The organism is Bacillus sp. JHAA (assembly GCF_036961585.1).
GTDB classification, from domain to species: Bacteria; Bacillota; Bacilli; order Bacillales; family Bacillaceae; genus Bacillus; species Bacillus velezensis.
This window is the reverse complement of sequence record NZ_JBAMDE010000005.1, coordinates 251,214-269,970: the sequence shown is the minus strand read 5'-3', so window position 1 is coordinate 269,970 and position 18,757 is coordinate 251,214. Positions and strand designations below refer to the sequence as shown.

At 45.2% G+C, this 18,757-nt stretch carries 19 protein-coding genes, 1 pseudogene and 1 riboswitch; of the genes and pseudogenes, 18 read left to right on the top strand and 2 right to left on the bottom strand.

Translation table 11 applies throughout. The annotated features are described in order from the left end of the window. Positions 1–185 precede the first annotated feature (185 nt). Complete coding sequence (gene sigX / locus V7728_RS13990) at positions 186–770, top strand: RNA polymerase sigma factor SigX (RefSeq protein WP_003153399.1); 585 nt, start codon at positions 186–188, stop codon at positions 768–770. Next, positions 745–1,809, top strand: a complete 1,065-nt coding sequence (locus tag V7728_RS13985) for a sugar dehydratase (protein ID WP_099566875.1) — start codon at positions 745–747, stop codon at positions 1,807–1,809. Before sigX ends, V7728_RS13985 begins: the two co-directional genes overlap by 26 nt. A 46-nt stretch (positions 1,810–1,855) precedes the next feature. Here V7728_RS13985 and serA read toward each other — a convergent pair whose 3' ends face one another. Beyond that, positions 1,856–3,433, bottom strand: a complete 1,578-nt coding sequence (gene serA / locus V7728_RS13980; RefSeq protein ID WP_099566874.1) for a phosphoglycerate dehydrogenase — start codon at positions 3,431–3,433, stop codon at positions 1,856–1,858. Positions 3,434–3,639: 206 nt separating this feature from the next. Further along, positions 3,640–3,774: riboswitch (FMN riboswitch) on the top strand. Between the two features lie 147 nt (positions 3,775–3,921). On the opposite strand from serA, the gene V7728_RS13975 reads away from it, so the two are divergent. Beyond that, positions 3,922–4,494 (top strand): ECF transporter S component, encoded by a 573-nt coding sequence (locus tag V7728_RS13975; protein ID WP_015240114.1) that lies wholly within the window; start codon positions 3,922–3,924, stop codon positions 4,492–4,494. Positions 4,495–4,634: 140 nt separating this feature from the next. On the opposite strand, the gene V7728_RS13970 is transcribed toward V7728_RS13975, so the two are convergent. After that, positions 4,635–4,883, bottom strand: coding sequence for a ferredoxin (locus V7728_RS13970; RefSeq protein WP_003153403.1), 249 nt, complete (start codon positions 4,881–4,883; stop codon positions 4,635–4,637). A 268-nt stretch (positions 4,884–5,151) separates the two neighbouring features. Here V7728_RS13970 and V7728_RS13965 point away from each other — a divergent pair, with 268 nt between their 5' ends. The 15 genes and pseudogenes from V7728_RS13965 (at position 5,152) to cmk (ending at position 18,551) form a co-directional block, all read left to right on the top strand. Then, positions 5,152–6,210, top strand: a complete 1,059-nt coding sequence (locus V7728_RS13965) for a helix-turn-helix domain-containing protein (RefSeq protein ID WP_032870103.1) — start codon at positions 5,152–5,154, stop codon at positions 6,208–6,210. Continuing rightward, positions 6,203–7,693, top strand: a complete 1,491-nt coding sequence (locus V7728_RS13960) for a RecQ family ATP-dependent DNA helicase (RefSeq protein ID WP_094031812.1) — start codon at positions 6,203–6,205, stop codon at positions 7,691–7,693. Before V7728_RS13965 ends, V7728_RS13960 begins: the two co-directional genes overlap by 8 nt. A 14-nt stretch (positions 7,694–7,707) precedes the next feature. Beyond that, entirely contained in the window at positions 7,708–8,295 is a 588-nt protein-coding gene (locus tag V7728_RS13955) for a CPBP family intramembrane glutamic endopeptidase (RefSeq protein WP_015240111.1), read from the top strand. Then, positions 8,273–9,043 (top strand): LysM peptidoglycan-binding domain-containing protein, encoded by a 771-nt coding sequence (locus V7728_RS13950; RefSeq protein WP_007409442.1) that lies wholly within the window; start codon positions 8,273–8,275, stop codon positions 9,041–9,043. The genes V7728_RS13955 and V7728_RS13950 overlap by 23 nt, the downstream gene beginning before the upstream one ends. 68 nt (positions 9,044–9,111) lie before the next feature. After that, positions 9,112–9,570, top strand: coding sequence for a YpbF family protein (locus V7728_RS13945; protein WP_007409443.1), 459 nt, complete (start codon positions 9,112–9,114; stop codon positions 9,568–9,570). An 86-nt stretch (positions 9,571–9,656) separates the two neighbouring features. Then, entirely contained in the window at positions 9,657–10,445 is a 789-nt protein-coding gene (locus tag V7728_RS13940) for a metallophosphoesterase (protein ID WP_025284937.1), read from the top strand. Between the two features lie 151 nt (positions 10,446–10,596). Continuing rightward, a complete protein-coding gene (locus V7728_RS13935) occupies positions 10,597–11,181 on the top strand; it encodes a genetic competence negative regulator (RefSeq protein ID WP_003153412.1) in 585 nt (194 codons plus the stop codon). A 160-nt stretch (positions 11,182–11,341) separates the two neighbouring features. Then, the gene (gene gudB / locus V7728_RS13930) at positions 11,342–12,616 is read left to right on the top strand and encodes an NAD-specific glutamate dehydrogenase (protein WP_003153413.1); all 1,275 of its coding nucleotides are present in this window, start codon (positions 11,342–11,344) and stop codon (positions 12,614–12,616) included. A gap of 105 nt (positions 12,617–12,721) precedes the next feature. Further along, positions 12,722–13,705, top strand: a complete 984-nt coding sequence (locus V7728_RS13925; RefSeq protein WP_012117874.1) for a YpdA family putative bacillithiol disulfide reductase — start codon at positions 12,722–12,724, stop codon at positions 13,703–13,705. Between the two features lie 96 nt (positions 13,706–13,801). Then, complete coding sequence (prsW, locus tag V7728_RS13920; protein ID WP_003153415.1) at positions 13,802–14,458, top strand: glutamic-type intramembrane protease PrsW; 657 nt, start codon at positions 13,802–13,804, stop codon at positions 14,456–14,458. A 130-nt stretch (positions 14,459–14,588) separates the two neighbouring features. Continuing rightward, the gene (gene sleB, locus V7728_RS13915) at positions 14,589–15,458 is read left to right on the top strand and encodes a spore cortex-lytic enzyme (RefSeq protein ID WP_025284936.1); all 870 of its coding nucleotides are present in this window, start codon (positions 14,589–14,591) and stop codon (positions 15,456–15,458) included. A 24-nt stretch (positions 15,459–15,482) separates the two neighbouring features. Continuing rightward, positions 15,483–16,832 carry a germination protein YpeB gene (gene ypeB, locus V7728_RS13910; protein WP_007409448.1) on the top strand — a complete coding sequence of 450 codons (1,350 nt, stop codon included), beginning with the start codon at positions 15,483–15,485 and terminating at the stop codon, positions 16,830–16,832. Positions 16,833–16,919: 87 nt separating this feature from the next. Next, a pseudogene (locus tag V7728_RS13905) lies at positions 16,920–17,575 on the top strand (flagellar brake protein). Positions 17,576–17,621: 46 nt separating this feature from the next. Continuing rightward, a complete protein-coding gene (locus tag V7728_RS13900) occupies positions 17,622–17,798 on the top strand; it encodes a YpfB family protein (protein WP_003153420.1) in 177 nt (58 codons plus the stop codon). 78 nt (positions 17,799–17,876) lie between these two features. Next, complete coding sequence (gene cmk / locus V7728_RS13895; protein WP_015240110.1) at positions 17,877–18,551, top strand: (d)CMP kinase; 675 nt, start codon at positions 17,877–17,879, stop codon at positions 18,549–18,551. Positions 18,552–18,757: the final 206 nt, after the last annotated feature.

Below are 18,757 nucleotides of genomic sequence, written 5' to 3'. Positions count from 1 at the left end.
ACGAACAATCTTGTTCCATACGAAACACCCGCATGTTCTGCGGGTGTTTTTTATTTGTTTCTCCTTTAAAAATTTAAGAATATGTTAATATAAATTCCCTTCCAAATTCCAGTTTCTCGTAATATAGTTGTAATGTAACTTTTCAACGCATTTTTACGACAAAAAAGTGAACGGAGGGGTTTCCCATGGAAGAAACCTTTCAGATATTATATGATGCATACCATCAAGATTTATATCAATTTTTATTTTATATGGTAAAAGATAAGTCGCAGGCTGAAGATTTGACGCAGGAAGTGTATATCCGCGTCTTGAATTCCTATCATACATTTGAAGGAAGAAGCAGTGAAAAAACATGGCTGTTGTCCATCGCACGCCATGTGGCGATTGACTGGTTCCGCAAGCAGCAGACGATCAGACAGCGTATTATGGGTACGTTTGATTGGGATACACAAGATGTCAGAGATCAGCATTTGCTTCCGGACGAACTCGCCGTACAGCATGAAAACGTCCGGGAAATTTATACCGCGCTTGATCATTGCACCATTGATCAAAGAGCTGTTATTATCTTGAGATTTATTCAGGGATATTCCATTCAGGAAACAGCCGCCGCTCTCCGCTTCTCGGAAAGCAAAGTCAAAACGACCCAACACAGAGGGCTCAAAATACTTCGGAAACAGATGGAGCTTTTGAGGGAGGAGCTAATGGATGATGAAGTCATATTGGAACGAAGAAAGAGTAGAGGAGTTGTTAAGACAACTTCCGGCGGTTAGAGATCATCGTTCACCCGAGGCCATTTACCGGAATATTGAAACGGGTAAACCGTACAGGAAAAAACCGGCCCGAAGCTGGATCGGCCCCGCCGCAGCCGGCGTCTGCGCATTGTGCATCGCTCTGATTATATCTCCTCACCTGATGACAAACAAATCTTCCGGTGATCTTACCGCTGACAGCCGCCAGACAGAAAAAGCCAGTCAGTCAGCTTCTGTCAAGCCGCCGGATCAGAAGACGTTCGTCGTCTCAAACCAAAACAAAAACAATTACATTACTTTGGCATTTGCCGATTCAGAAACATCCGCCGTCATACCGGTCAGTTTTGAAAAAAAGAAGCCGGATGAATCGGTATCAGAGGCTTTATCCGAAGCGGAAGACCTAGAAGTGCCCGAATCCTTCCTGTCTGTGCCGAACCTTTTGGAAGGTGTGCAGGTAACGGCGGATAAGAAGGATTTGCTTGTGCAGGTAAACGGACGGCTTTCTATCGAATCAGCTGCCGATGCTGACTTATTGAAAAAGATGCTGAAAGAGACTTTGACATGGAGTCCTTACGAGCGGATTAAATTGAAAAAGGTTCAAAACGGAGCCGGACAGGATTTTTATAAATCTTACGGCATTTCCGCTGAGATGTCCGTACATAAACAGACAAACCGGGCGTATTTTTCTTACAGCGACAGTCTGGGACAAGAGTATCTCGTCCCGTCTGAACAAACCTATTATTCAGTATATCAGGCTATTGACGGGATGAAGACAACAGACGGAGGCTCACAGACTGCGAGCATTATAGAAGCAGATGCGATTGCATCGGTATCGGAAAGGGAAGACGGCGAGCAGCTGCGGATTCAATTGTCCGAAAAACATAAGGTTGAAGATTCGCTGGAAGGGATTTTAATGATCGAAGGACTTCTGTTAACTGCGAAGGAATTCGGTTATTCTGAGGTGCTGTTCACACATGCGCATACAAAGAAAATCGGTAATTATGATGTGACAAAACCTATCGCTGTGCCTGCCGCGCCTAATCCGCTTCCAAGCCATTAAACGTAATAAAACCCAAAACATATGAATGTTTTGGGTTTTTTGTTGATTACGGAAGGTCAATCAGTTTAACGGAAACAATATCCTGAATTGAAGTCAGCTCATTGACGACTTTATCATCTAAATGTTTATCAAAAGAAAGCATCATAATGGCTTCTCCGCCTTTTTCTTTACGGCCTACCTGCATGGTAGCGATATTGATATCGTTATCGCCGAGGATGCGTCCGACGCGTCCGATTACACCAGTCGTATCCTGGTGCTGGATATAAACGAGGTGGCCGGCAGGATTTAAGTCAATATTAAAGCCGTTCAGCTCAACGATTCGTTCACCGAAGTGAGGGATATACGTAGCCGTTAACGTAAATGTGCTCCGGTCTCCGGTTACTTTTACGCTGATGCAGTTATCATATCCTGATTCATTGGAGGAAATCTTCTCGCTGAAGCTGATTCCGCGTTCTTTTGCTACACCGCCGGCGTTCACTTCATTGACCGTTGAGTCTACACGCGGTTTTAAGAAACCGGACAGCAGGCTTTTTGTAATAAATGATGTTTCAAGTTTGGCGATGGTGCCTTCATATTGAATCGCAACATCTTTGACGGGTTCCTTCATACATTGTGACACGAGACTTCCGATTTTATCGGCAATTTGGTGATAAGGCTGGATTTTTTTGAATTCATCTTTCGTCATCGCAGGCAGGTTGATCGCTGACATGACAGGCAGACCTTTTGCAAACTGCAGCACTTCTTCAGAAACCTGTGCAGCGACATTCAGCTGTGCTTCTTTCGTTGAAGCGCCTAAGTGAGGTGTGGCGATCACCAGCGGATGGTCGGGAAGCTTTGATTCAACTGGCGGTTCCACTTCAAACACGTCAAGGGCAGCGCCTGCGACATGGCCGCTTTCCAGCGCTTCCAAAAGCGCCGCTTCATCAATAATGCCGCCTCTTGCGCAGTTGATAAGACGGACGCCTTTTTTCGTTTTGGCAATGGTTTCTCTGTTAAGCAGTCCTTTTGTTTCCTTTGTTAAAGGCGTGTGGACGGTAATGATATCCGCGCTTTCAAGCACTTCTTCGAATGTCCGGCTGTTTACGCCGATTTTGCCGGCTCTCTCTTCGGTTAAGAAAGGATCGAATACATGAACCGTCATACCGAACGCTCTGGCGCGCTGGGCAATCTCGCTTCCGATCCGGCCCAGACCGACAATGCCTAAAGTCTTTCCGTAGAGCTCCGCCCCGACAAAAGCCGTCCGGTTCCATTCTCTTGATTTTACTGAGATATTGGCTTGCGGAATGTGTCTCATTAATGAAGAAATCATCGCGAATGTATGCTCTGCCGTTGAAATGGTGTTTCCATTCGGCGCGTTTATCACGATAACCCCATGTTTTGTGGCCTCATCAATGTCGATGTTGTCTACGCCGACACCGGCTCTGCCGACGATTTTTAAAGAGGTCATTTTTTTATACAATTCTTCGGTTACTTTCGTGGCACTGCGGACTAACAGGGCATCAAAGGTATGTAATTCATCTTCTGCATCCGCGACGTTTTTTTGAACAATTTCTATAAAGTCTGATTCCATCAGCGGCTTTAAGCCGTCATTGCTCATCTTATCTGAGACCAAAACTCGAAACATTGTTAGATTTCCTCCTAGTTTAGCTGACTAAATATCTGATAATTTATCATATTCTCAATAGAGTGTCAATGTGTATTGACGCAGTAAAGGAGAAAAGGAAACCGCTGAATCAGCTTAAATTGGGCTTCCCCAATATTTTATTTAAATTTGAGCAGTTCTCTATACAATTGCAATTTGATCATATATAATGTGAATAAATTCATAAGATCAATCTTCGGGGCAGGGTGAAATTCCCTACCGGCGGTGATGAGCATCATGCTCTAAGCCCGCGAGCTGCTTCGGCGGCAGGATCCGGTGAGATTCCGGAGCCGACAGTATAGTCTGGATGGGAGAAGATGGAGGTTCAGCAGACGTTTTGATGCTTATATCAAACGTTTCTTTGCCAAGCCTTAGTAAGCTCCCGCTTTTTAACAAAAGCGGTTTTTTTATTGGGGCGCAAAAGAACCTTTCCTCTTTTCGAGAGATTTGATCGAAAAGGAGAGAGCATTGTGAAAGTAAAAAAATTAGTTGTCATCAGTATGCTTAGCAGTATTGCTTTTGTGCTTATGCTGTTAAATTTCCCGTTTCCGGGGCTGCCGGATTACTTGAAAATTGATTTCAGTGACGTTCCTGCAATTATCGCCATTTTGGTTTACGGGCCTGCGGCGGGGATTGCGGTTGAAGCGATTAAAAATATTCTGCAGTATATCATTCAAGGAAGCATGGCCGGCGTGCCTGTCGGGCAGGCAGCCAATTTTATCGCAGGAACGCTGTTTATTCTGCCGACGGCGTTTATGTTTAAAAAGCTCAAATCTGCTAAAGGACTTGCAGTGAGCCTGCTGGCCGGAACCGCAGCGATGACTGTATTGATGAGTATTTTGAACTATATTCTTATCCTGCCCGCGTATACTTGGTTTTTACATTCACCGGCACTGTCAAACAGCCAGTTAAAAACGGCGGTTGTCGCAGGAATCCTGCCGTTTAACATTGTAAAAGGCGTTATCATCACCATCGTCTTTACGTTCATCTTTACGAAGCTGAAACCTTGGATTGAACAAAAACGCAGCATCCAGACACAATAACCACTTCAAAGCGCCCGCTCTGTAAAACACAGACCGGGCGCTTTTTTGATTGTTTGATCACGCAAAAAAATAAGACTCCGGCCAATAACAGCCGGAGTCTTATTCAGGACGAAAAAGCTCCTCTCACGGGGAGGGCTTTTTTATTCGTATTTCAGCGGGTCGCCTTCGAACGGTTCATCCGCAACTTTGATTGAATCAGTAGGGCATCCTTCAAATGCGTCAATCATATCTTCTTCCAGAACTTCCGGAACTTCGACGACGCCTTTATTTTCGTCAAGCGTAACGAACGCAATGCCTTCATCATCATAATCATAAATGTCTGGTGCCGCAGCTCCGCAGGCGCCGCATGCAATACACGTATCTTTATCTACAATTGTGTACTTTGCCATGAATAAAACCTCCCAGATTGTTCGTGTTGGAACAAATGGTTTACCTTATATATTTTCAAATATAACACCTATTCCTCTTACTTATTGTAATGATGTTAGTGTCAAATTTCAACAGAAAAATGATTGAGAATGCTTATCACATAAGGGATTCTCTTTAGCACTTCCCCCTAAAAGATGACTTTAAACGTCAAATTTATATGAAAATCTGTTAAAATAAAAAGAACCAAAAAACGAAACTTGTCACAGAAGAAATGTAGGTGTGTTTAGATTGGCGATAAACTACTTTGATACCGTGGTTCTCGACTGTCTGGACAAAATAGACGGCGAACGGACTCCGAGTGCTGTGTTTCATTTATTAAAAGGAAAAAAGTCGTCTCAAACCATTCAGGATGCCGGCTTATTTCAGATCGCTAAATATTTCGGCATGGCTTCACATTGTGAACGCGGCGATATTGCGGCTTCTTTGCATAAACTCACCGAGAACTCATACATTACAGCCGGAAAAGAAGAGGGAACGTGGAAAGTGACTGCGCGCGGCGTTCAAAGGCTTGAACGGGCGTTTGCCGAGCGGCCTTGGCCGAAGCACTGCCACGGCGCGAATTATCAAACGCCTGCCGTTACCCTGTGGAGGCGGCTTTCCCTGCTCATTCAAGTCCTGTCAAACAAAGAGCATCAATGCAGTCAATATATCCCGGTTACAAACGATGTGCAGACGCTGAGATGGGTCAAACGGTTCATGCGGAAAAACAGAGATGCTAAAGAGCTTTCCGTCCAAATGCATGAGACGCTGTTTCACCTTCTGCAAGGCGTAAGTGAACGGCAGGCGCTTATTTTTGTCTATTCTTTAACTTCATTCAACAGAATCGGCAAAACGAATAAGCAGCTTGCTCTCCAGCTGAACGAAGATGAATGGTATGTGTCCGTCCAGTTTTGGGGAGCGGTACATTATGTTATTCAATCGCTTCCGCAATGTGCATATCCCGCTCTGCGTGAGCTGTTGTCCGATCTGCAGGCGGAAAGCGCGCTGACACAGTCTGCCAGAAAAACCTTTGAGCTGTTGGAAAAAGGGTTTCCGATTGAACGGATCGCCGCGGTCAGAAATTTAAAAACCGCCACAATCGAAGATCATATCGTAGAAATATCATTGCATCAGCCTGCATTTTTTATAGAACAGTATCTTTCTGAAGAGGAACAGCGTATGATAACGGCATTTGCAAAACAGCATCAAACGAATAAAATTAAACGGATTCGCGAAGGAATGCAGATGCGCTTCAGCTATTTTCAGATCAGGCTGGCGCTGGCAAAGACGGTGAATCAGCATGACTGAGCTGCATAAAGCTTTATCCAGGTATTTTGGTTTGCATTCCTTTAAAAAAGGGCAGGAAGAGATTATGACTAGCGTGCTCCAAAAAAAAGATACGATCGCCATGCTTCCGACCGGCGGGGGAAAATCATTATGCTATCAGCTCCCGGGTTACATGATGGACGGGCTGGTGCTGATTATTTCGCCGCTCCTTTCATTAATGGAAGATCAGGTGCAGCAGCTGAAAGCGAAAGGAGAAAAGCGGGTTGCTGCATTAAACAGCATGCTGAATTCCGCAGAGCGGCATTTTATCCTCAGCAACATCAGCCGTTATAAATTTCTCTATATGTCTCCTGAAGCCCTTTCTTCACCTTATGTGCTGAACCGTTTGAAAAATGTCTCGGTCAGTTTATTTGTTATTGATGAGGCTCATTGCATATCAGAATGGGGACATGATTTCAGGCCTGATTATTCGAAGCTCGGACCTTTCAGGCAGGCACTCGGAAAGCCGCCTGTATTGGCGCTGACCGCAACAGCGACAAAAGAAACGCTCAGAGACGTGACGGATGTGCTCGGACTTGAGCATGCGGTGCGTCATCTTTATTCAGTCAACCGGCCGAATATTCTCCTGGCGGCAGAACATTTGGCTGATAATGCCGAAAAAATAAGCAGGCTCACGGAGCTTGCCGAAAAGCTTGAAGGCCCGGGTATCATATATTGTCCGACCAGAAAATGGGCGGAAGAGCTTGCGGCTGAGCTGAACGAAAAAACGGGAAAGCGGACGGATTATTATCACGGCGGAATGGATACAGGCGACAGGATTTTAATCCAGCAGCAATTTATCCATAACCAGCTTGATTGCATCTGCTGCACCAATGCGTTCGGCATGGGTGTGGATAAGTCAGATATCCGCTTTGTCATTCACTTTTATCCTCCCCAAACGGCCGAGGCCTTTATGCAGGAAATCGGCAGAGCGGGACGCGACGGCAGCCCGAGTGTCAGTATTTTGCTGAGGGCGCCCGGCGATACCGAGCTTCAGCAGCAGATTATTCAGACAGAAAGCCTGTCTGATTATGACCTGGAAGGCATTCTGGCCGTCATACGGGATGCCGGTACGGGTGATGAACGAAAGCTTCGGGACGTTCTGATCAATAAGGGCGTCCAGGAAACACAGGCGCGAACGGCCGTCCATCTGTATCTGCAAGGAAAAACCACAAAAGAGCAACTGCAGGAAGAACTGACATACCGCGTGGAAAAGAAGCTGCGTAAAATGAATCGTTTTTCGGCGTTATTAGAGCGGAAAGAATGTATAAGAGAAGCGCTGCTGTCTTATTTTGATGAACCGTATGAGCCTGATGGTCAAACCGGACAATGCTGCAGCAGCTGCGGACTTGATCTGGCTCCGTACGAGCAAAAAGGAGAACGTAAAAATATGGAACGGTTTGAAGATTGGAAGCTGGAATTAGGCCGGATTTTCGGATCAGAGTCTGCGGGTGAGTTCAGCTGAGACGGCAAAGCGAATTGATCCGGCAGCTCTCAGACCGGGAGATTGTGATGCAGCTGTACGCCACCCAATTGCTCATATTGGCGGTTTCAGCTATTATCGGCTTTTTCTTTTTTACCGACATTCACGATTTTTTAAAGCTGTGGCATATACGTGACGATAATATCATATGGTACGGTGTAACTCTTGCCGTCCTTGTCATTTTTGCCGATCTGGCGGTGATGAAATGGTGTCCTTCGCATTTATATGATGACGGCGGCATTAATGTATTGCTTTTTAAGAACAGGCCGGTTCTGCACATTTTGTTTTTGACGCTTCTCATTTCGTTCAGCGAAGAGATTTTGTTCAGAGGCGTTCTGCAGACACATATCGGCTTATGGGCCGCCAGCTTCATTTTTACCGTGCTTCATTTCAGATACTTGGCGAAGTGGCTTCTGTTTATGATGGTTGCGGGCATCAGTCTTTTGCTGGGGCTTATCTATGAATGGACCGGCAATTTATTCGTTCCGGTTACAGCGCATTTTATTATTGATGCGGTATTTGCCTGTCAGATCCGTTTTCAATATGTTAGGAGGGGTTTGCATGACGGAAATGTCAAGAGTTGAAAGAAGAAAAGCTCAGCTGCGTGCCGAGCAGCAGGTTGCCGCGGCCGCGGATGAACAAATTGAATATCTTGAAGACAGCCTCCCGACAAGACAATCTGTAAAAGAGGAGCGTAAAAAAAAGGAAGAGCAGGTGAAGGAAAAAACCAAAACAAAAACGCCGCTGTTCACTTTTCTGACCGTCCTGTTCATTATCGTAACAATCGGTGTCTTTTTCGGTCTTCTTTATATGACGAACAGCAGCAGATTTGACCCGAAGGACTATGAAGATGTCTTTATAGACCACAGTGAAAGCGCGCCTGCCGTTATTCCGAAAGGCGCTCAGAAAGAAACGTCAGAAACCGCTCTTTTAGAACAACCGAAAAAAAAGTCTGACGACAAAGATAAGAAAGAAGCGGCTGCACCTGAAAAAACGAAAGAAAAACCAAGTGAAAAAACACCTAAAAAAACGGAAACGCCCTCAGAAAAACAAGTAAAGCCGACAGACACCGAATACGCGGAGACAAAACAGCAGTCTCCGCCGGCTGTCCGTGAAAAAGCGGCTCCGGCTGAGGCGAGTGATCAAGCCGGGACTGTCCCAAAAAAAGTGCGGACCGTACAGCATACTGTACAGCCGAAAGAAACGCTTTACCGCATTTCAATGAAATACTATAAAAGCCGGGCGGGTGAAGAAAAAATCCGCAGCTACAACGGATTAAACGGAAACGACGTGTACACCGGCCAGGTTCTGAACATTCCGCTGTCTGATTAAAATAAATGCATGTTTTCACCTCGTTTTTCATATAGTGTACCAATGAAAACGGACAAGGTGTGAAGCGCATGGATTCTTTATGGAAGCAATTAGACCGATTTGCTGACGGACCGACGAAACAAATGCTTCAGGCGCTGGTGAAACGGAAATTAAAATACGAAAATTATGCCGCACAATGCCGAAGATGGCAGTGGGCGTCCCTCGTTTGTTTTTCCCTGATGTGCATACTGCTGATGTTTAAAAGCTTTAATGCCCCCCAAGCCTCTCCGCAGCTGATTCTGCAGGAAATATTAGGCCATACGGTTTACTTGTGCTGGATTATGGCTTCCGCTTTTGCGTATTGCACTTCTTATTATTTCAAAAAAAAGGAAGAAAAAGCTGAGGGTGAATTTCATAAACTGAGATGTGAAATTATCCAAAAAAGCACGGATTTATGGCCCCAGCCTGAAAAATGGAGGGCGAGAGAATCTGTTTTTCACTTGATGAAACATCGGTATGATATCAATCTTTATTTTGAAAGCAAATAAAATGAGGCGTTTTCCGGAAAGGATAGAAACGTCTTTTTTTGTTTGTCCGTCTAATATAAGACAATGACAGAATGGAGAGTGCGTTTATGAAGCTTACAGCGGGAATTCTCGGCTCATTGGCGGGAGCGGCTGCGGTTATGGCGGCCGTTATGTACAAAACGGCAAACGGCAGCCATCTGAAAACACATACATTTACGCTTGATAAAATGAAGGGGATGAAGCCGCTCACCATCTTTTTTATATCTGACGTGCACCGCCGTTTAATTGATGAAAAGCTTCTCCGCGAAGCGGCAGGTTATAAGCCGGATGCCGTTTTGCTCGGCGGTGATATGGCGGAGGGCGGAGTTCCTTACGCCAGAATTGAAGAAAACATCAAACGTCTGACGGCTCTCGCGCCTGTCATGTATGTGTGGGGAAATAACGATTACGAGGTCAGCCAGCAAAAACTGCTCTCTCTTTTACGGGCATACAAAGTGATCCCACTGAGAAATGAATCGGTTCAGTTTGCTTATAAAGGGGAAACCGTTACGATCTGCGGCGTGGATGATATCAGGATGATGATGGATGATTACGATGCTGCAATCAGATATACGGATGCTGACAAAGTAAACCTCCTGCTTTGCCATAACCCGGACATCCATGAGCAGATGAGGGAGTCAGACGGGATTGACGCTGTGTTCAGCGGCCATACGCATGGCGGCCAAATCCGTTTCGGCCGGTTCGGGCCGTACGAATTGGGCGGGACGGGAACGGTAAAAAAAGCGCATTACCTGATCAGCAACGGCTACGGGACGACAAAAGTTCCGCTGAGGCTCGGGGCGAAACCGGAGACGCATATGATTACGCTGTGCGGACCGGATGAGCCGTCTTCCTGAAACAAACCCGGCCGCGGTGATAAAAAACGGCATTCTGCTTGTCTTCCCGCTGTACACGGTGTAAACTGATAACAAATTAAGAACCTATGACTCATTTATTCATATACTGTGTTATATGATTTGTGTGCAAGAAGAGGCAGGAGGGAACATTATGCGGCTTGAGCGTCTGAACTATAATAAGATTAAAATCTTTTTAACCCTCGACGATCTGACTGATCGGGGACTGACAAAAGAAGACCTCTGGAAGGACTCGTTTAAAGTCCACCAGTTATTTAAAGATATGATGAATGAAGCAAATACAGAGCTCGGCTTTGAAGCGAATGGTCCGATCGCGGTGGAAGTATATTCTCTTCAGGCACAAGGCATGGTTGTGATTGTAACGAAAAATCATGACGCGGACGCAGAAGATGACGAATATGACGATGATTATATCGAGATGCAGGTCAAACTTGACGAAAGCCCGGATATTATTTATCAGTTCCATTCGTTTGAAGATATCATTCAGCTTGCCGGAAGCCTTCACCGAATCGGGATTACCGGCGGCACCGTCTACCACTATGAGAACCAATACTATGTAAGCCTTGAAGACCTCGGCTCCCGTTCCGCCGAAGGCGTCATCGCGGTGCTGGCTGAATACGGACACCCGGCGACGATTACGATTTACAGGCTCCATGAGTACGGAAAACTCATCATGGACGGCAATGCTGTGGAGACCATCCAGAAACATTTTTCATAAAAAAGATTTGAAACGGCAGCTGTTTTCAGCGGCCGTCTTTTTTTAAGCGAAATAATGGAAAAATCATTGTCTTTCTTCTATGCACGGAGATATTGAAGGTGTATACTAGTCACTGAAAGGGAGCATGAGAGAAACAGAAGATTTTAGGAGGTTAACTCAAATGGCAGCCGATCGATTCACCGGTCATAATGAAGAAGACAAACATGATGTATTAAAATCAACCCAAACCGTAATACATAAAGCTCTGGAAAAATTGGGGTATCCAGAAGAAGTGTATGAACTGCTGAAAGAGCCGCTCAGATTATTAACGGTTAAAATTCCTGTTCGGATGGATGACGGGTCTGTGAAAATATTTACAGGCTATCGTGCGCAGCACAATGATTCCGTAGGTCCGACAAAAGGCGGCATTCGTTTTCACCCGAATGTAACTGAAAAAGAGGTGAAAGCACTTTCCATCTGGATGAGTTTAAAATGCGGAATTATTGATCTTCCTTATGGCGGTGGTAAAGGCGGAATTGTTTGTGATCCGAGAAATATGTCATTCAGAGAGCTTGAAAGACTGAGCAGGGGATATGTCAGAGCAATCAGTCAGATTGTCGGACCGACTAAAGACGTCCCGGCACCTGACGTATTTACAAACTCACAGATTATGGCTTGGATGATGGATGAATATTCAAGAATTGATGAATTTAACTCACCCGGCTTTATTACGGGAAAACCGCTTGTACTCGGCGGATCCCACGGCAGGGAATCAGCGACGGCAAAAGGCGTCACCATCTGCATAAAAGAAGCGGCCAAGAAAAAAGGTCTCGATATTCAGAACGCGCGCGTCGTCGTACAAGGTTTCGGAAACGCGGGCAGCTATCTGGCCAAGTTTATGCATGACGCCGGCGCGAAAGTTGTCGGAATTTCTGACGCGTACGGAGGCCTTTACGATCCGGACGGTCTTGATATTGATTACCTGCTTGACCGCAGAGACAGCTTCGGAACGGTGACGAAGCTTTTCAATGACACCATTACGAATCAGGAGCTGCTTGAGCTGGACTGTGATATACTTGTCCCGGCGGCGATCGAAAACCAAATTACAGAAGAGAACGCTGACCGCATCAAAGCGAAAATCGTTGTAGAAGCGGCAAACGGACCGACGACACTGGAAGGAACGAAAATCCTGACAGACAAAGGAACGCTGCTGGTTCCCGATGTTCTGGCGAGCGCCGGCGGTGTAACGGTTTCTTATTTCGAATGGGTTCAAAACAACCAAGGCTTCTACTGGAGTGAAGAAGAAGTCGAGGAAAAACTGGAAAATATGATGATAAAATCGTTTAATAATATTTATGAAATGTCCCAAAACCGCCGGATTGACATGAGGCTTGCGGCTTACATGGTCGGCGTGCGGAAAATGGCGGAGGCTTCGCGTTTCAGAGGCTGGATATAAACCAATCGTTTGCATAAACAAAAAAAATCTCCTATGATAATATAGGAGATTTTTTATATGAGTGGAAACTTATGATGGAAATGCCAATCGCAGGAGTTGAAGGACATGACAGAAGAAAAAGCAATTATAATAGGCGGAGGTCCTTGCGGATTATCGGCGGCTATACATCTGAAGCAAATTGGCGTGAACGCGCTTGTGATCGAAAAAGGGAATGTCGTAAACAGCATTTATAACTATCCGACCCACCAAACTTTTTTCAGTTCAAGTGAAAAATTGGAGATCGGCGATGTCGCCTTTATTACGGAAAACAGAAAACCGGTCCGCATACAGGCTCTCTCTTACTACAGAGAGGTTGTCAGAAGAAAAGAGCTGCGCGTAAACGCCTTTGAAACGGTGGAGCGCGTAACGAAACAGGAAGACGGCCGTTTTCTTGTAGAAACATCAAAAGACCGCTACCTCACTCCGTTTTGTATCATTGCGACAGGATATTATGATCATCCGAATTATATGAACATACCGGGTGAAGGGCTTCCTAAGGTATTTCATTACTTTAAAGAAGGCCATCCTTATTTTGATAAAGATGTTGCTGTGATCGGCGGGAAAAACTCAAGTGTGGACGCGGCTTTGGAACTGGTGAAGTCCGGTGCGCGCGTCACGGTGCTCTACAGAGGACATGAGTACTCCCCGAGCATCAAGCCGTGGATTCTGCCTGAGTTTGAGGCCCTCGTCAGAAACGGCACAATCCGGATGGAATTCGGCGCTTGTCTTGAAGAAGTGACGGAAGATGAAATCATTTTCCGCTCCGGCCGAAATGAGACGGTCCGGCTGAAAAACGATTTCGTATTTGCCATGACGGGATACCATCCCGATCACGGTTTCCTCGAAAAAATCGGTGTGCGGATTGATGCGGAATCAGGCCGGCCGTTTTTCCGGGAAGAAACGATGGAAACAAATGTTGACGGTGTTTTTATCGCCGGAGTCATTGCGGCTGGAAATAACGCCAACGAAATTTTTATCGAGAACGGCCGTTTTCACGGCGGCTTGATCGCAAATGAAATATCAAAACGGCTGGGTGCAGAGAGCATATGATCATTCATATGCTCTTTTTTAAAAAAATTGAAAGATGTAAAAATGTGAACAACATGGTACGATAGATATAGGAATATAAAGGAAAGAGGTTGCCTGATGTTTGCAATCATCTCTGCAGGAATTGCTCCCGGCATTGCGCTGTTAAGCTATTTTTATTTAAAAGATCAGTATGACAATGAACCCGTACATATGGTGCTGAGGTCTTTTTTTCTCGGGGTTGTCCTTGTGTTTCCGACCATGTTTATCCAATATGTTCTTGAAAAAGAGCATGTGGGGGGAGGAAGCTTTTTCGTTTCGTTTTTGTCTTCGGGATTTCTGGAAGAATCGGTGAAATGGTTCGTTCTGATGATCAGTGTGTATCCGCATGCTCATTTTGATGAGCATTATGACGGAATCGTTTACGGGGCCAGTGTGTCTTTAGGATTTGCCACGCTTGAAAATATTCTGTATCTATTTGGCCACGGCGTTGAGCATGCTTTCATCAGGGCGCTTCTGCCGGTCTCCTGCCATGCGCTGATCGGAGTGATTATGGGATTTTATCTCGGAAAAGCCCGCTTTTCGCAGAAAAAAGCCCGTGTCAAATGGCTTGTGATTTCGCTGGCCGTGCCTTCATGTCTGCACGGTTCTTACGATTTTATTCTTACCGCCCTCAATCATTGGGTATATTATATGCTGCCGTTTATGCTGTTTTTATGGTGGTTCGGGCTGCGAAAGGCAAAAAAAGCACGCTCCGTCAATATGATCCAAGTGTGAAGAAACCGCGCGTCGCGTGCGGTTTCTTTTTTATGCCTTGACAGGGGATAAGAAGGAAACGTGCATAAAAATAACCTCGTGACAGACAATACGGGTACACTTTAAATTTTGCAGTAGGAGGCTTGAAGAGATGAAGTGCAAAGGAGCCTTTATGGCATGTCTCATTCTATTTTCTTTCGCCGCCGCTTTCTTCGATCATCATGAAACGGTTCATGCGTTTTCAAATCAAGTGATTCAAAGAGGCGCGACGGGTGATGATGTTATAGAATTGCAGGCCCGTCTTCAATATAACGGATTTTATAACGGGAAAATCGATGGTGTTTACGGCTGGACCACATACTGGGCCGTGAGAAATTTTCAGGAGAAATTCGGCATGAAGCCGGTTGACGGCCTCGTCGGCGCGAAAACCAAACAGGTGCTGATTTCTAAATCAAAATATTACCGTGAATATGTAATGGAGCAGATCCAAAAAGGGAATACGTTCACTCATTATGGCAACGTCCCATTGGAAAACCAAACAAAACCGAGAGCCGGAACGCAGAAGCCGGCGGGAACGAATAAGCCTGCTCAAAAGCCGCAAAACAAAACAGGCGGTCAGTCAAATCAAAAGCAAAATACGACAGCGGCCAATATGCCTGGCGGTTTCTCAAACAACGACATCAATCTTCTGGCACAGGCTGTGTACGGGGAAGCACGCGGTGAGCCGTTTGAAGGGCAGGTTGCCATCGCCGCGGTTATTTTAAACCGTATTAAAAGCCCGTTATTTCCGAATACGGTGGCCGGCGTCATTTTCGAACCGCTCGCGTTTACCGCCGTTGCCGACGGCCAAATATATATGCAGCCGAATGAAAGAGCAAAAGAAGCGGTTCTTGATGCGATCAACGGCTGGGATCCTTCTGAAAACGCGATTTATTATTTCAATCCTGATACGGCGACAAGCAAATGGATTTGGGGACGTCCGCAGATAAAAAGAATCGGAAAACACATTTTCTGTGAGTAAAAGTACGCAAAATGAGGTGTTAACATGATTAGAGGAATCATTATCGCTGTTCTCGGTGTCGCGATCGCCGCAACCGGATACTGGGGATATAAAGAGCATCAGGAAAAAGATGCGGTCCTTCTGCATGCGGAAAATAATTATCAGAGGGCTTTTCATGAATTGACGTACCATGTTGATCAGCTTCACGACAAAATCGGGACGACGCTTGCAATGAACAGTAAAAAATCTCTGTCTCCGGCGCTCATTGATGTATGGAGAATTACATCTGAAGCACATAACAATGTGAGCCAGCTGCCGCTGACTCTCATGCCTTTTAATAAGACGGAGGAGTTTTTATCCAACATAGGAGATTTCAGCTATAAAACATCCGTCCGGGATTTAGATCAAAAACCGCTTGATAAGAAAGAATATACAACACTGAACAGCCTGTACAAACAGGCGGAGAACATTCAAAACCAGCTCCGCAGCGTTCAGCATCTCGTCATGAGCAAAAATTTACGGTGGATGGATGTTGAGATGGCGCTCGCCTCTGACAAAAAACAAAGCGATAATACGATCGTCGACAGCTTTAAAACAGTCGAAAAAAATGTAGGCGCTTTTTCTGAAGACAGCATCAGCCCCACATTTACGGGAGCAAATACAGAACGAAAAGGTTTTACGCATCTGAAAGGAAAACAAATTACGGAAAAAGAAGCGGTCAAAATCGCACAACGGTTTGCGCCTGATCATAATTATTCAATTAAAGTGGTCAAAAGCGGCAGGAAGACGAATCGGGACGTATACAGCATCCGCATGAAAGACGCGGACAACAAGTCTTTTATCTATATGGATATTACCCAAAAAGGCGGACATCCGGTCTATTTGATTCAAAAACGGGCCGTGAAGAAACAAAAGATCAGCCTCAATGAAGCATCTAACCGGGCCGTCGCGTTTTTAAAGAAAAATGGATATGAAACAAAAGGCCTCGAAATTGATGAAAGCGCGCAATATAATAACATCGGCGTCTTTTCTTTTATCCCCGTGGAGAAAAACGTCCGCATTTATCCGGAAGCCATCCGAATGAAAGTGGCGCTGGATGATGGTGAAGTCGTCGGTTTTTCCGCGCGTGATTACCTGGCGGCGCACCGCACGAGAACGATTCCGGCTCCCGCTTTGTCAGCTGATGAAGCGAAAGCGAAGCTGAATAAAAATGTTGAAGTGCGGGAGACGCGGCAGGCGCTGATCACGAATGAACTCGGTCAGGAAGTGCTTTGCTACGAAATGCTTGGGACGATCGGGAAAGACACGTATCAAATGTTCATTAATGCGGACGACGGAAAAGAGGAAAAAATAGAAAAGTTAAAAAGTGCAGAACCTATATATAAAGACCTATAAAAATAAAGGAGGAAAGGACTAAAAGTCTTTTCCTTTTTTTCGTTACATGCTTTAATAAAAGCATAAATAATGAAAGAGTGAAGGCCCATGATAGCTGTCGGAGATTATATTTGGATTGAATACATAGAGAACAATGAGCCCAAAAAAGCGAGGAGCAAAGCAGTAAGCGTTGAAAACGGCGAACTGCACATCTCATATCCTGTCGATCTGGATTCGGGACGGACGGTCTTTTTGCATAAAGGATTGGAAATAACAGCGGAATTTATGGGGAATGGCCACGTGCCGTATCAATTTAAAAAATAATCAAAGGAAAGAAAAAAGACCCCATCCCGATGATCGGATTGGACATCCCCCCTCAGGAGGAAATGAAGCGGATTCAAAGACGCCGATACGTCCGTGCAGACGCAGTATTGGATGTATCCGTCAAAATGGAAGCGGAAAAAACCGCTTTCCAAACGGTTTCCTCTAATATCAGCGCCGGCGGAATCGCTGTTGTGATGCCTGAGCATATTTCCGCGGAACCAGGTGAAAAGCTGTATGTCTCATTTTCTCTTCCCGGCAAGGAAAATACAGCCGATATTACGGCCGAGGCTGTTACCCAGCGGATTTTTTATGATGAAAAGGCGGATAAACAAAAAATGACGCTTGAATTTGCAGAAATCGATCCTGCATCACAGCAGCTTTTACTCCAATATTGTATGCGCGCGCAGCTTCAGCAGAGAAGAAACAGTCTGTCGGAATAAACAGCAGCGCACTTTTCCATACTAATCCTAATGGAGGTGCGCGTATATGAAAACGTTTGAACGTCTGCTGGTCAAATTGGTCTGCATTCAGCTTATCATTTTGGGCGCGGTGCAATTTTTGCTTCATTATCAGCCTATTGAACCTTATATTTCGAAAGCTGTGAAATATGAGGGAGTTGATAAAATGGAGAAAAAAGAATGGATTGAAACGGTAAAGCGGTAAATCAGCTCAATTTTTTCGCCCCTTTTCCGGCAGTTCATGATACAATCCATAGAGGAGTAAAGAGCAAGGAGAGAGATTATGGACAAGAAATTATCAATTGCGATCGACGGGCCGGCCGCTGCCGGAAAAAGCACCGTTGCTAAAATAGTGGCTGAGAAAAAATCATATGTGTACATTGATACAGGAGCGATGTATCGTGCCATTACATATACGGCGCTCAAGCAGAATGCCGATTTAACTGATGAAGCAGCGCTTACAGAGCTGCTGAAGCGTACGGAAATTGAGCTTGTATCCGCTCCGGAAGGACAAATCGTTCTGGTAAACGGAGAAGATGTGACAGAAGAAATCCGTAAAGACGAAGTCAGCAACCAAGTATCAATCGCCGCCAAGCATAAAGGCGTCAGAGAAGAAATGGTCAAAAGACAGCAGCAGCTCGGACAAAAAGGCGGTGTCGTCATGGACGGCCGTGATATCGGTACTCATGTGCTGCCTGATGCCGAAGTGAAAATTTTTCTGCTCGCGTCCGTAGAGGAAAGAGCGAAGCGCCGATATGAAGAGAATAAGAAAAAAGGCTATGACGTGAATTACGAGACGCTCATTGAAGAAATTTCCAGACGCGACAAACTCGATTCAGAGAGGGAAGTTTCCCCGCTGCGCAAAGCGGAAGACGCGATTGAAATCGATACGACGTCACTCAGCATTGCCGAAGTCGCAGGAAAAATTCTGGAGATCGTCGAACAGAAATCACGTTAACTTCGGGCGGAGCGCTTTATAATTTTTTTCGAAAGACAAGATGTTATTGCTTGACAAACCAGTCCATTTATTAGAAGTTAATACTAATAAAACTTTTTATTGATCATTCAAAATCTTTTTTGGATGATTCTTTAATACATATTCGGCTGAAAAGCGGACATTCACATGTTCAGCTTTCAAACCGTATTAATTAAGCTGTGTAGGTT

Excerpts from the sequence above, each read along its gene's own strand:
- sigX (WP_003153399.1), top strand. The coding sequence starts at position 186 with ATGGAAGAAACCTTTCAGATATTATATGATGCATACCATCAAGATTTA.
- serA (WP_099566874.1), bottom strand. The coding sequence starts at position 3,433 with ATGTTTCGAGTTTTGGTCTCAGATAAGATGAGCAATGACGGCTTAAAG.
- V7728_RS13970 (WP_003153403.1), bottom strand. The coding sequence starts at position 4,883 with ATGGCAAAGTACACAATTGTAGATAAAGATACGTGTATTGCATGCGGC.
- V7728_RS13960 (WP_094031812.1), top strand. The coding sequence starts at position 6,203 with ATGACTGAGCTGCATAAAGCTTTATCCAGGTATTTTGGTTTGCATTCC.
- V7728_RS13950 (WP_007409442.1), top strand. The coding sequence starts at position 8,273 with ATGACGGAAATGTCAAGAGTTGAAAGAAGAAAAGCTCAGCTGCGTGCC.
- V7728_RS13945 (WP_007409443.1), top strand. The coding sequence starts at position 9,112 with ATGGATTCTTTATGGAAGCAATTAGACCGATTTGCTGACGGACCGACG.
- V7728_RS13940 (WP_025284937.1), top strand. The coding sequence starts at position 9,657 with ATGAAGCTTACAGCGGGAATTCTCGGCTCATTGGCGGGAGCGGCTGCG.
- V7728_RS13935 (WP_003153412.1), top strand. The coding sequence starts at position 10,597 with ATGCGGCTTGAGCGTCTGAACTATAATAAGATTAAAATCTTTTTAACC.
- gudB (WP_003153413.1), top strand. The coding sequence starts at position 11,342 with ATGGCAGCCGATCGATTCACCGGTCATAATGAAGAAGACAAACATGAT.
- V7728_RS13925 (WP_012117874.1), top strand. The coding sequence starts at position 12,722 with ATGACAGAAGAAAAAGCAATTATAATAGGCGGAGGTCCTTGCGGATTA.
- prsW (WP_003153415.1), top strand. The coding sequence starts at position 13,802 with ATGTTTGCAATCATCTCTGCAGGAATTGCTCCCGGCATTGCGCTGTTA.
- sleB (WP_025284936.1), top strand. The coding sequence starts at position 14,589 with ATGAAGTGCAAAGGAGCCTTTATGGCATGTCTCATTCTATTTTCTTTC.
- ypeB (WP_007409448.1), top strand. The coding sequence starts at position 15,483 with ATGATTAGAGGAATCATTATCGCTGTTCTCGGTGTCGCGATCGCCGCA.
- V7728_RS13900 (WP_003153420.1), top strand. The coding sequence starts at position 17,622 with ATGAAAACGTTTGAACGTCTGCTGGTCAAATTGGTCTGCATTCAGCTT.
- cmk (WP_015240110.1), top strand. The coding sequence starts at position 17,877 with ATGGACAAGAAATTATCAATTGCGATCGACGGGCCGGCCGCTGCCGGA.